Genomic DNA, 13584 nt, shown 5'->3' on the forward strand with positions numbered 1-13584 from the left:
CTCAGTCCCGCATTTCGGTCTGGCGTTCGACAGGGTCGATCAGCACGGCTTTCTGCTGGCGTACCAGCAGGTCGAGAATTTCATCCTGGCGCTCGCCGAGAATCCCGTTGAAGCTGATGCCGCTGGATTTGGTCGGGGCGAGCATGGACACGCGATACAACTCGACGCTCAGCGGCGAGTCGATGGACAGCGGGCCGCTGCCGTTGCCGGCCAGTTCGCCGCCAACCACGATCAGGGACACCTGGGCGTCGAACGGATCGAGCTTGATGTCACGGTCGGTGTCGGTCAGGTCCTTGATGTGTCCGTAGACACCGGTCAGGCCGTTGGCCATGGACAGGTTTTCGTAGAGGCGGATGTTCACGCTGTTACGAATCCGGATGCCGTGACGACGGTTGCTGATCACCTTGTTGCCCCACAGCAGATTGTCGCCACTCTCGTAGAGGGTGATGCCGTCGGTGTGGTTCTTGTAGATCTCGTTGTAGGCGATCAGGTTGCTCACGCTGTTACGGTCGATCACCAGGCCCGACAACTTGTTGTCGTAGCTGCGGTTGTTGAAGATGAAGCTGTTGTTGACCTCACGGGAAATAATGATCCCGTGCTTCTTCTTGGTCCCGTACACCGTGTTGTCGGCAATGATCAGACCGTGGGAACGGTCATGCGGGTCAATGCCGTAGACGATGTTGTCTTTGTAGGTGTTGCCCTTGACCACAAAGTCCTGGGTTTCGTAGCAGTAGAAGCCGTACCACATGTCCGAGAACTCGGAGCCGACGATCCAGCCGCTCGGTTCAGGGCGCTTGAGCACCTTGGCCATGTTCGGCGTGTATTGGGAAATACTCACGCCGTAGGACTTACTGTTGGCGTAACCGAAACTGGCGATCTTGCTGTTGGCGATGTAGGTCTCGGTGCCGCCCCAGGACAGCAGGAACGGACGGAATTCCTTCGGCGACTTGAAGGCCGCCGGGCCGTTTGCCTTCTCGCTCCAGCCAGTGATTTTGGTATCGCGCACGAATAGCTGACCGTCGTTGACCAGGAACGAACCGGCCTCTTGGGACAGGCGCAGTTCCTGGGTCTGCTTGTCGATTTCCAGGATGCCTTTCTCACCCACCACAATCGGCAACTTCGCCAGGAACACACCCGGCGAGGTTTCGCTGAAGTACTGCTTGGGTACTTTCTTGGCCAGATCCTTGAGGTTCATGTAGCCGTCGTCGACGAAGATGGCCTGCGGGATGCCGTGCTGACGCACCACCCATTCAGCCATCTTGTTGTCGCCGCCGATGAAGTCCTTCAGGGCGTTTTCCTGCATCATCCGGCGCACGCTGATCTTGCCGGGCTTGGTGCGCACGATTTTCGCGGCGATGGCTTCGGCGGTGTAGCCGGAGGTGTCCGGCAGTTTCGGCTTGGCCAGCTCCAGCGGCGCGGTCGGTGCACTGCTGACGGTGTAGGTCTTGGCCTGTTGCAACCCTTTGGCAATGGTCGCCGGCTGGCCTTTTTGAACGGGCGCGGCCGGCTCCACTGTGGCGAAGGCTGCCGTGCTGGCCAGCAACATCGCGCCGGCCAGCAAGGTTATCGAGCCTCTCTTCGGACTGTTCATGTCAGGAACTCCCTTAGCGGTTCGCATCAGAAGCGCCAGATCACGTCGATAAACGCGCGGTGCATGTACGAGTCGACGCCTTTGCCATACGCATCGCCGGGCTTGAACACACCGCCACGCAAACGCACCAGGGCCGAAGGCTCATCGATCGATTGGCTCAAGGAGGCGGGCAGCAGGCCTTGCTTGAAGTACTTGGTGACGACCACGTCCATTTCCTGGCCGAGGTCCTTGCTACCGTCTTCCAGCGGCAGGGAGGTGCTGGAAAGAATCGCGCCGGTCGCGTCGTCGGTGTTGTTCTCGACGGCGTTGATGCCATTGCTGCCGACCGGCTTGTTACCGTCGACACGCCAGAATTTGTGGTAGATCAGGCTGGCGTCGTATTCGTCGTTGAGCATCCACGAACCGAACAGAGTGGCGGACTGCATGTTTTGCATTTCGCCGCGGAAGGCCTCGCCGAAACGGTGAACACGCGAGCGCGTACCGGTGTAGTTCGAACGGTTGCTTTCCAGGCCGTTCTGTTCGTAATCGGCGCTGGCGCGGGCATACGCTGCACCGACTTGCCATTGCGGATCCAGGCGCAGACGCACGCCCAGGTCAGTGGCCCAGCCGTCGACGTCGCCGCTGGTCTTGGCTTGGGCCGGCGCGGTGCCGTCGGCGTTCAGCGGGTTGACCTTGTCGCGGTCGCCGCTCATGCCGGTGACGCTGCCCCAGTAGTTGACGGTGTTGGTGTTGCGCCAGTTGTAGGCATCGCTGTCGGCGGTAAGGCCGAGCCAGCTGATGTCGCCATTCTGTTTCTTGTCCAGGGAATCGGCGGGAACACCTGGCTGCGCGTAGTCGAGCTTGCCGTCATCGTGGGTGTGATGACCGCGAATGCCGACCCAGTTGCCCGGGGTCCACTGATACGCCGCATCGGCGAAGGCGTGCAGGCGATCCTTGTCTTTTGGGGCCAGCTCGGTGAGGTCGGTGCGGTATTCGCTGAAGCGTTCGGCGACACCGGCGTTGGCGCGCAACAGGGTGGTGTCGAAGGTCCAGTTCAGGGCTTCGATGTTGGTGTCGCGCCATTGACCATCGTCGTTGTGCAGGCGCTGGCGACCGAGCTTGAGCATCTCGCCGGGGTACGGCGTCAGGCCGCTGTAACCGACCCAGAACTCGCGCATCGCCAGGTAGTTTTTCTTGCTCTTGCGGTCACCGTTGTCGGTGGCCTGGGTGCCGTCGCTGTCGGACTGTTGCAGCGTGTCCGTCTCGATGATGTCGGTGGACGTCACGGCCTGACCCATGGCGTAGCCGCTCCACGCACCGCTCTCGCCATAAATCCATGGACGCAAGTCGAGGCCGACGCCGTTGACGTCGCCGCCGCTCTGCGTACCCAGGTCGGTATCGTCTTCGGACTGGGCGGTGACTTTCACGTCAAGGCCGTAGTTCTTGCTTTCAGTCAGGGCCGCCAGGGTCGGACACGACCACAGCAGGGCGAATGACAGGCCAATACCGGCCTTAACGAATGGATTCAACTTCATAGGGATTCCTCGCCGTCTTCTTCTTCCAGGGCATGCAGTTCCAGCGTGTTCTGACTCAAGGCACCACGAACGGCCTGTTCTTGTTTCAACAGGCGTTGGGCCTCGGCGAGCTGGGCAGGCGGCAGTTGGGCTTCGAGTGTTTGCGCAAGCTCGGTGGCTTGCGGGGTGTTCTGGGCCTTGGCCAATTGGCTGAAGACATAAGCATTAAGCGGGTCGGGCCGGGTGCCCTTGCCTTGGGAGAACAGTTGGGCAATGGCGAAGTCGGCGCTGTTCTGGCCGTTACGCGCAGCCTTGAGCAGGTGGTCCAGCGCTTTCTGCGAATAGACCTTGCCCAGGTAACCGCGACGGTAGATCTGGCCGAGGTAGTAATCGGCGGCCACTTCTCTGTCGACGGCTTTCTTGAAGTGTTCTTCGGCGACCTTCGCGTCGGCCGGCACCATTTTGCCTTCGTAGTAGAGCTTGCCCAGCAACAGTTCGGCGCGCGGCTGGTCGGCGGCGCGGCCGTTGTCCAGGTACTTCATCATCGTGTCGACGTCACCCAGTTCCGGGAAGTCGTAGAGCAGTTGCGCCAGGCTGACCCAGGAAGCGGGGTAGCCGGGTGCGATGCCTTCGAGCAGCGACTGGGCGGTTTTCTCGTCGGTCGTGCCCAGGGATGCATCGCCCAGTACGCGGGCCACGCTGTCCACCCGCTGGGCGGAAACCGTGCCGCGAGCCTGAGCGGCTTGCATTTGCTTGATCAGCTCGGCCTGTTTCTCTGGCTGGGCTTTTTTCTGATAGACCGTGGCCAGTTCGACGTAGCAGATGTCGGTGGTGTTCAACGCGGCTTTGCAGATCGTTTCCACTTCGTCCAGGTGCTGGTCGTAAGTGCCCTGGGTGCGATAGAGCAGCACTTGGGCCAGGCCCGCTTCCGGCTTGCCTTCGGCGCGCCATTGGCTGATCTGCTGTTGCGCGTTGACGTTCGGGAAACTGTGCGGGTATTGCAGGTACAGCATGGCGAGCGGGATCAGGGTGTTGCCTTCGCCTGCGGCAGTGGCTTTCTTCAACAGGCCTTCGGCTTCGTACTGTTCGGCCTCGGTTGAGCCGGGTTTGGCCACCAGCAGACGACCCAGGCGAGCCTGGGCCCGCGGCGAAACGCTGGCCGCGGCGCGGTAAGTCGCCTCAGCTTTCTTGATCTGCGCCGGGTCACGGCTGTCGACCTGGATATCGGCGAGGCCAACCTGTGCTTCGCTGTAGCCCAGGTCTGCCAGTTGCTGGTAATTCTGCGCCGCCAGCGTGGTATCACCGCGCTTGAGGGCTTCGTTGGCCAGACGCTGGTCGGGCAGGCCGGCGCATCCGGCCAGGGCGATTGCCATGGCCAGAGTCAGCGGGACTGGCAGGATTCTGAGTGGGCTAGTCACGGGCATGTCCTCTTGTTTTTAACGACCGGCGGCCATGGCTTTGTCGATCAGCCAGTTCAGGTTCGGACCACGAGTGGCGTTGACTTCAACAGGGCGACCGGCGAATTTGCTGTCCAGCGGCTCGTCAGGCTTGATCTGCACGCGGATGTCGGACGACAGGTCGGCGCTTTTCAGGCTGGTGCTGCTGATGATCGTGCCGGAGCGGGTTTTGTCTTCGCCGGCGATCTGGAAGCTCACCGAGCTGCCTGGCAGCACGTCGCCGAACTGGCGATAGGAGAAGCGCGCTTCAACGTTGGCTTCGCTGTTACGCGGCACCAGTTGGAAGATCACGTCGCCCTTGCTGGCGTACTGACCGTCGGCGACCATTTGCTGCGCTACGGTGCAATCGCACGGCGACGTCAGAGTGCCGGTCATTTGCTTGCCGAACAGTTCTTCAACCTTGGCCGGTTGTAATTGGTCTTCGTCCAGGTGGCCCTTGAGTACGTCGAGCATGCTGGTGCTGAACGTCGCCAGCGGCGCGCCCTTGGCCGCAACGCCGTCGGTTTTGATCAGGCTCTGCACCGTGCCGTCGCGCGGCATGGTGATGTTCATGCCCGCCACGCTGACCAGACCGGCCTGGGCGTGGCTGACGAAGTACATGCCGTACACCGACTTGAAGATGAAGCCGAATGCCGTCAGGCCGACGAGGAAAATCGCGAAGCTGAAGGTCACTGCACGCAGACGACCGAACGGGGTCATGCCGTGGCCGCCATCCTTGTTCTTGCGCGCCTTGGTGAAGTTGTCGCGTTGCAGGGTGGCCAGCACCTCACCCATGGTGACGATGTCGCCGGCCAGGTGCGAAGTGATCAGGTGGCGCAGGGTGGAAATATCCTGGGATTCGAGGTTCTGGAACTGGCAACCGGTACGACCGGTTTCGCGGTCGTGGGAGCGCACCAGTAACTCGACATCCATGGCCAGGCCGAGGTTATCGATGACGAACTGCAGGCGAGCCTTGTACACATCGCCGATCTTCAATGGCAGCTGACCGGCGTTGAAAGCCAAGCCGCCAGCGGAGAGATCGATGACCCGAGCTTCTACCGGGGTCCGGTCAGGACCGTAGAAGCGCAGCTTGGCCGGGATTTTTACCCGGGCGTGCTGGCGCTGGGCTTCTGATTCATGCACTACGTTGGCGTTGACGGCGGTATTCATATGGACGATTTCCTAGTTAATTCAGGCGAGTTCGGTCAGACCATCATCAGCAGCACAGCAACAAAAATGCTGCCGGCGGAGAAGGTCATGGTCCGAGACGACCAAGTGTTGAACCAACCTTGAAAGCTGGCGAGATCACGGGTCAGGGAAGTGGGCTGGCGAGTCCAGGACTGTCGGTCGAGGCGGAAGAACACGTAGATCTTCACCAGCGCGCCGACGATCTGGTTGTAATAGAGAATCGCCGGGTAGGCCGGGCCGATCGTGTGACCGGACAAAGACAGCAGCACGGTCAGGATCAGGCGGGTAATGCCGATCCACAGCAGGTAAACCAGGATGAACGCGGCGCCATATTTGAAAGTGGCGATGAGCGCGACGGTCAGGCCCAGCAGCGACGTCCACATCGACACACGCTGGTCGAACAGCACCACCGAAGTAAACAGGCCGAGACGTTTCATCCCCAGGCCCAAGGCGCGGGAGTTCTGCCGCAGGTTGTTGCCGTACCAGCGAAACATCAGTTTGCGACTGGCCTTGATGAAGCTTTTTTCCGGCGGGTGTTCCACGGTGTGAATCGCGGCGTCCGGCACATAAAACGTGTCGTAGCCCAGGCGCATCAAGCTGAACCAGCTCGACTTGTCATCACCGGTGAGGAACTTGAAGCGACCCAGGCGCCAGTGTTGCAGCGAGTCGCTTTCCACGTCGGCGATGAAGTCCGGGTTGGTCACCACAGTGGCGCGGAATACCGACATCCGCCCGGTCATTGTCAGCACACGTTTGGACAGGGCCATCGAGCACATGTTGATGTGGCGCTGGGCGAAGCGCAGTTTGTGCCACTCGCTCATGATGTAGCCGCCGCGCACTTCGCAGAACTCGTTGGTGGTCAGGCCGCCGACATTGCCGAACAGCTGGAACCACGGCACGGTCTTGAGCACGGTGCCCTCGGCGAGCACGGTGTCGCCATCGATCACTGCAACCACTGCGCGGTCGTCCGGCAGGTGGCGGGAGATGGCGCGGAAACCGTAGGCCAGGCCATCGCGCTTGCCGGTGCCGGGAATGCGCACGAAGTCGAGCTTGACGCGAGCCGGCGGATTCATTTTGGTCCAAAGGCTTTTCACCAGCTTCTCATCGGACATTTCCACGATGGAGCAGACCATGGTGGTCGGCAGGCCGCAGTCGATCGCTTCGCGAATCACCGAGGCGTAGACCTGGGCGGTGGTCAGCGCGTCGATACGAAAACTGGTGACCATCAGAAACACGTGGGACGGGTCTGCCGCTTTACCCAGCTTGCGCACTTTGCGCCGCAGGTGCGGGTAGACCACGTACAGAAACAGCATGCCGCGCAGAAAGTGCGTGGCACCCATCGAGTAGCGCCAGATACCGACAATACCGATCAGGAAGATGAAGTCCTTCGACTCGGAGTCGAACGTGGACGCAGGCAACGCCATGGCGATGCCCATCAATAAACTTAGGTAAAACAGCCAACCGGCGACCTGAAGTAGGCCGTGCTTTAGCCTGTGCATAATCTGCATCCGTCTCTATCTCGGGCGAGCCTGTGGGGTGGCCCGATGGGGTTAAGGCAGGCTTACGAAAACTGGCGACATCCGGTCTGGATGACGCCAGAAATCCTGTAGGAGCTGGCGAAGCCTGCGATCTCTTGATCTTTCGCTTGAAACTCAAGTGGACCTGGAAAGATCGCAGTCTCGTTTCACTCGACAGCTCCTACGACCGCATTACCAGCAGATGCCTTCAGTCCGGCCGCTCACGTTGGTGGCTTGGGACATGAAGCCGACCAGGTCGATCACTTGCTTGCCGTGTGGAGCGTTCTGCGCCAGGGCGCGGAATTTCTCGTCACGGTTGCCAAGGATGATCACGTCGGAGTTGTTGATCACGTCGTCGAAATCGGCGTTGAGCAAGGACGAGACGTGAGGGATCTTCGACTCGATGTAATCCTTGTTCGCACCGTGGACACGGGCGTATTCGACGTTGGTGTCGTAGATGCTCAGGTCGTAGCCCTTGCCGATCAGCATTTCCGCCAGATCAACCAGCGGGCTTTCGCGCAGGTCGTCAGTACCGGCCTTAAAGCTCAGACCCAGCAGGGCGACTTTGCGTTTGCCGTGGCTGGTGACGATGTCGAAGGCGTTCTGCACCTGGGACTCGTTACTGCGCATCAGCGAGTTCAGCAGTGGTGCTTCCACGTCCAGGGAACCGGCGCGGTAGGTCAGGGCGCGAACGTCCTTCGGCAGGCAGGAACCGCCGAACGCGAAACCAGGGCGCATGTAGTACTGGGACAGGTTCAGCGTCTTGTCCTGGCAGACCACTTCCATCACTTCGCGACCATCGACGCCGACGGCCTTGGCGATGTTGCCGATCTCGTTGGCGAAGGTCACCTTGGTGGCATGCCACACGTTGCAGGTGTACTTGATCATCTCGGCCACTGCGATGTCCTTGCGGATGATCGGAGCGTCGAGTTCTTCGTACAGCGATTGCAGAACGTCGCCCGAAGCCGTGTCGAACTCGCCGATGACGGTCATTGGAGGCAGGTCGTAATCGGCGATCGCGGTGCTTTCACGCAGGAACTCAGGGTTCACTGCAACGCCGAAGTCGACACCGGCTTTCTTGCCGGAGCAGTCTTCGAGGATCGGGATCACTACGTTTGCCACGGTGCCTGGCAGTACGGTGCTGCGAACTACGATGGTGTGACGGGTGGTCTTGTCACGCAGGACAAAACCGATCTCGCGGCACACAGCTTCGATGTAGTTCAGTTCCAGGTCGCCGTTCTTCTTGCTCGGCGTGCCGACGCAGATCATCGACAGGTCGGTGTCGCGAATCGCCTCGGCGAAGTTGGTCGTGCCGCGCAATTTGCCCGTCTCGATACCCTTCTGCAGAAGCTCGCCCAGACCCGGTTCAACGATCGGCGATTTACCGGCGTTGATCATATCGATTTTGTCTTTGGCAACATCGACGCCAACGACGTCATGGCCCCGTGCAGACAGGCAACCGGCACATACTGCGCCGACGTAACCCAAACCAAATATGCTGATGCGCATCGCAATTACCTCTGTGTTTATCAAGCCATTACATGGCCGGAGTTAATGGTGTTCAGCGGTGATAGTGCACTCGGAAGTGCGCCTTAAAGGCGCCACAATGCCGCGTGCAGGCATATAAGTTCCGAGTGTCTAAATAAGTTCACTCAAGATGTGCGCAACTAGGCTTTTATTGTTATGGCGTGCCCTGTTATGCAGCTGATCTTCTAATCAGAAGACATTCGTGCAAAGGTCTTGCGCGCTCAATGCCAGGCCAGAAGCCCGTAAATCAAGCGGTTGGGTGCTCAGGTGAGCACGTTTATAGGGGCGCAGCCTTGGCCTTGTAGGGGATATTGATGATGCTTATCTCCTGTCCTTCATGTGTTGCCCAAATCAGGGATCAGTAAGCAGAAGTTAATGTGACAACTTTGCTATGTGAATCTCTTCTCTGCGTAAGTTATCTCGTACAAGCTCAGAGAGAATGGTTACCGGTGGTATGAGCGACGCATTTGGACATAGTTCCTGTCCGCCCATCGCGAATTCTGAAATTTCTTGAAATATTGAAAAAGATGGCACTGCTTTCATATTGATAGCAACGCCTGTTTCGCCCTTGATACATAGGGTTATTGTTGGGTTAGATAGTTATGTGCCACTACCGATAAAAAATTTCAGTGCCACTACTGAAAAAATTCAGCAAAGTCGAGTGAAACTAAAGTTAGAAAATCGGGTGATTGATTTTTGGCGTCAGTAAAATGACGAATGAGGCGGGGTATTGTAGGACGATTGGACGTGGCGCACGACCCGTTAATGAGGCGTGCACCAATCGGGTGCTTACTCGGGGGCGTGATCGCGCAGGAACACCAGATTGTCCGGTTTAGACTGCTCGGCGCTGTAGCGATAACCTTGTACGTCGAACTGCTTGAGGGCTTGCGGGTCGTTGATGCGCTCTTCAATGACGAAGCGACTCATCATGCCGCGGGCCTTTTTCGCGTAGAAGCTGATGATCTTGTACTGGCCGTTCTTCAGATCCTTGAATTCGGTATTGATGATGCGTGCGTTCAGGGCGTTGCGTTTGACCGCCGAGAAGTACTCATTGGAGGCCAGGTTCAGCAGCACGTCATCGCCTTGATCGGCCAGGGCTTCGTTCAGCCATTCGCTGATCCGTGTGCCCCAGAAGGCATACAAGTCCTTGCCACGGACATTCGCCAGTTTGGTGCCCATCTCCAGTCGATACGGCTGCATCAGGTCCAGTGGGCGCAGCAGGCCGTACAGGCCGGACAACATGCGCAAGTGCTGCTGGGCATAATCGAAATCGGCTTCGCTGAAGGTTTGAGCATTCAACCCGGTGTAGACGTCGCCCTTGAATGCCAGCAGTGCCTGCTTTGCATTTTCCGGAGTGAACGCGGGCGTCCAACTGCCGAAACGCGCGGCGTTGAGCCCGCCGATCTTGTCGGAGACGTGCATCAACTCGCTAATCTGCGCAGGGGCCAGCTCGCGCAATTGCAGGATCAGCTCCTGGGAATGGTCGAGGTATTGTGGCTGGGTGAAGCGCTGGGTCGCCGGCGGTGTTTCGTAATCGAGGGTCTTGGCGGGGGAAATCACCATCAGCATGAAGTCGTCTCCTTTAATCGTGGGGGCGATTCTAGGGGGTTGTCCGTGTTGACTCCAGCTATGAGCGTCATAGGTGATCGGTGGTGTCATGGAACAAGATCGCAGCCTCGCTTCGCTCGACAGCTCCTACAGTGCGCGTACATCTGTAGGAGCTGTCGAGCGAAGCGAGGCTGCGATCTTTTGATCTTCCCGCGATATAGTGCCGCGCGGGTTTTGTTATGGAGACATCCCATTGCGTATCGTTTTTCTATTCTCGGCCTGGCTGTTGAGCTTCGGTGCCATGGCGGCGCCGGGCGATGTGGCGACGCTTGATCGCAGCACCTGGCCTGAACAGCTCAACAGCCCGACCTTGTTTGATGTGGCATCACGGGCGGAGATCCTCATGTTTTCTCGCGTCCTGTTGGCCAGCGAGTCCCTGGATGAAGTGAGCCTGGCCCAGCGCCTGGGGTTGCGCACGGTCAATCTGGAATCGATCAACAACCTGCGCCAGCGCCTGTGGCAGCGGCTGCTGACCAACTACAACTACGCCCAGCAGAGCTGTGATCAGGATGCCTCCTTCTGTTTCCTGGTCGAAGACATGGACACCCTGCGCCAGCAAGCCGCCAAGTTTCAGGTCAGCGATGAGAGCTACTACATAAAGTGGGCCGAGCCGAGCCGACTGTTCCACGCCCTGTACCTGGACGAGCAATTGCGCAAGGCAGCGCTGTTTCCGCAAACCAGCAGCGAAGTCGATCGTTTTGGCGACTATGAGCGCAACGGCGATCAGATGCATGACCGGCTGTTTTTGCTGACCTTCGACAGTGCCGCCAATGCCTCGCCGGATAACACCGCCTGGGCCACGGAATACCTGCGCAAGTCGAACATGAGTGGCACGTTCTTCGTCCTCGGCAAGGACATCCAGGCCCGTCTGGCCGATCGTTCGGTAGCCAGCCTGCAAGCGACGTACTCGAAGCAGTGCATTGGCGCGCAAGGCTGGGAATTTCGCTCCCACAGCCACTGGCAGGACTGGCAGGACTCGGTGCGACGCAGCGTCGAACTGGTCAAAAGCAAACTGCCCGAGAACTACGTGCCATTGTTTCGGCCGCCCGATGGTCAGCGTCGGTCTGACGCTGAAGGCTTCTTCAAATCCCAGGGCTTGCAGGTGGCGCTGTGGGATATCGATGCCCAGGACGGTGCGGGCAAACTAAAGGGCAATCAGAGCGCGCAACGGGTGTTGACCCTGATGCTGTTGTGGCGGCATGGGGTGATCAATTTCAACGTTAAGCAGGATGCCGTGAAAACGGCGATGCCTTGGCTCATTACACAAACGGCGCCAAGCGGGATCGGTTGGGAAGACTGTCAGGATGCGTTTCGCTGAGAACGACGAAAGCCCGTAAACATTGGGTCGAGGGCAATTTTGGAAGAGAATTCGGTGCAGGCGGACTTCCGACTTTAACGGCACATTGCCTGCACGCCAAGGGCTATTCGTCACTCTGAAAAATAAACTTCAAAAAAACGTCAAAGTACTTTTTTCTGTCATGGGTTTTGGAGTATTACGAAGACAGACCGCCGAAACCTGCAACACAGGTGGCGTCTTCCAAGACCCAGCTTGATGCAGTTCACTTGAGTCCCCGCAGGTGAATTCGGTGGCCACTTCGAGGCGCAGCACTGTCACGGTATTGCGTCGACTGGCTCCCACAAAGGTGACCGAGTATGGATGATCACGGACGTAGTTCTTCCTCCAACCAGCCAATCCTTTATGTACTCGATACCAACGTATTGATTCACGATCCAAACGCCCTGCTTAACTTCGAAGAACACCACGTCGCCATCCCGATGACCGTGCTTGAGGAGCTCGACAAGCTCAAGAGCGGGCATCACAGTGTGGCTGCAGAATGCCGCCAGGCGATTCGCCTGATCGACAAAACCTTGGGCGATGCCAGCCCCGAAGATGTCGAACTCGGTGTGCCGATCCAGCGCGGCAAGAGTGGGCCCAAGGGTTTGCTGTCAATTTTGATGAGCAAACGTGCCGAACCAAACATCATTCTGCCCGAGCACCTGAACGACAACATCATCATCAACCAGTTGATCGACCTGCACGCGCGCGAACCAAAACTGCCCGTGGTGCTGGTTACCAAAGACATCAACATGCGCCTCAAGGCCCGGGCTTGCGGGATTGCGGCCGAGGACTACAGCACCGACCAACTGGTCGATGACGTGTCGCTGCTGCCCAACGGTTATCACAACATGACCGGCTCCTTCTGGGATCGTGTGAGGAATGTCGACACCCGTCAGGATCATGGCCGCACCTGGCACCAGGTGCAGTTGATCGACAACCTGCCGGCGGTGCACATCAACGAGTTCATCATCGACGAACAGGGTTTTGTCGGCTGGATCAAGGAGATCGAGGAAGACAAGCTGCTGATTCTCGACCTGCATCAGGAACCTCTGTTGCACCAGGAAGCCTGGGGCCTGAAACCGCGTGACATCTATCAAAGCCTGGCGCTGTACGCCTTGCTCGACCCGGATATCCACCTGGTCAACCTGACCGGGGCAGCAGGTTCCGGTAAAACCATCCTCGCACTGGCGGCGGCGATCGAGCAGACCATGGTCAGCAAACGCTATCGCCGGATCATCGCGACCCGTAGCGTGCAGGGCCTGGACCAGGAGATCGGTTTCCTGCCCGGCACTGAAGCGGAAAAAATGGAGCCTTGGCTGGGCGCCATCACCGACAACCTCGAAGCCTTGCACATGGATGACGAAAACACCCATGGCAGTGTCGATTACATCCTCAGCAAAGTGCCGTTGCAGTTCAAATCCCTCAACTACATTCGAGGCCGCAGCTTCCAGCAGAGTCTGATCCTGATCGATGAATGCCAGAACCTCACGCCGCACCAGATGAAAACCATCATCACCCGTGCCGGCGCCGGTTCCAAAGTGGTGTGCCTGGGTAACCTGGCGCAGATCGACACCCCTTACCTGTCCGCGACCAGTTCCGGGCTGACGTACCTGACAGAACGCTTCAAGGATTTCCCCAACGGTGTGCACATCACCCTGCAAGGGGTGCCACGTTCGATTCTGGCCGAATACGCCGAATCGCATTTGTAACTGCTTCATCCGAACCGGGCGGCCGCAAAGTCGCCCGGTTTTTTATGCCCCACACATAACCCTTGTGGGAGCGGGCTTGCTCGCGAAAGCGGTGTGTCAGCCACATTAATATTGACTGAAACGACGCATTCGCGAGCAAGCCCGCTCCCACAAGGGGTTGTGGTGGTCTGATAATC

General features: G+C 58.6%; 9 protein-coding genes. 2 read left to right on the plus strand and 7 right to left on the minus strand.

Translation table 11 applies throughout. The features are described 5' to 3' along the window. Position 1: 1 nt before the first annotated feature. From algG to yaaA, 7 genes are all read right to left on the minus strand, one after another. Positions 2-1591 carry a mannuronan 5-epimerase AlgG gene (gene algG / locus ACA059_RS05045; protein WP_497632957.1) on the minus strand — a complete coding sequence of 530 codons (1590 nt, stop codon included), beginning with the start codon at positions 1589-1591 and terminating at the stop codon, positions 2-4. A gap of 26 nt (positions 1592-1617) precedes the next feature. Then, a complete protein-coding gene (locus ACA059_RS05050; protein WP_497632958.1) occupies positions 1618-3105 on the minus strand; it encodes an alginate export family protein in 1488 nt (495 codons plus the stop codon). After that, positions 3102-4508: an alginate biosynthesis TPR repeat lipoprotein AlgK gene (gene algK, locus ACA059_RS05055; RefSeq protein WP_497632959.1), complete on the minus strand. Its 1407-nt coding sequence runs from the start codon at positions 4506-4508 to the stop codon at positions 3102-3104. Before algK ends, ACA059_RS05050 begins: the two co-directional genes overlap by 4 nt. A 12-nt stretch (positions 4509-4520) precedes the next feature. Further along, positions 4521-5690 (minus strand): PilZ domain-containing protein, encoded by a 1170-nt coding sequence (locus ACA059_RS05060; RefSeq protein WP_497632960.1) that lies wholly within the window; start codon positions 5688-5690, stop codon positions 4521-4523. A gap of 35 nt (positions 5691-5725) precedes the next feature. After that, complete coding sequence (gene alg8 / locus ACA059_RS05065) at positions 5726-7207, minus strand: mannuronan synthase (RefSeq protein WP_497632961.1); 1482 nt, start codon at positions 7205-7207, stop codon at positions 5726-5728. Positions 7208-7417: 210 nt separating this feature from the next. Beyond that, positions 7418-8734: a nucleotide sugar dehydrogenase gene (locus ACA059_RS05070; protein WP_497632962.1), complete on the minus strand. Its 1317-nt coding sequence runs from the start codon at positions 8732-8734 to the stop codon at positions 7418-7420. A gap of 807 nt (positions 8735-9541) precedes the next feature. Then, entirely contained in the window at positions 9542-10321 is a 780-nt protein-coding gene (gene yaaA, locus ACA059_RS05075; RefSeq protein ID WP_497632963.1) for a peroxide stress protein YaaA, read from the minus strand. 232 nt (positions 10322-10553) lie between these two features. Between yaaA and ACA059_RS05080 the strand changes: the two genes are divergently transcribed. Then, on the plus strand, positions 10554-11678 hold the full coding sequence (locus ACA059_RS05080; protein WP_497632964.1) for a polysaccharide deacetylase family protein: 1125 nt from the start codon (positions 10554-10556) through the stop codon (positions 11676-11678). Positions 11679-12013: 335 nt separating this feature from the next. Next, a complete protein-coding gene (locus ACA059_RS05085) occupies positions 12014-13408 on the plus strand; it encodes a PhoH family protein (RefSeq protein ID WP_129438280.1) in 1395 nt (464 codons plus the stop codon). Positions 13409-13584 lie beyond the last annotated feature (176 nt).

The sequence above is a fragment of the Pseudomonas sp. LBUM1647 genome (assembly GCF_059716175.1).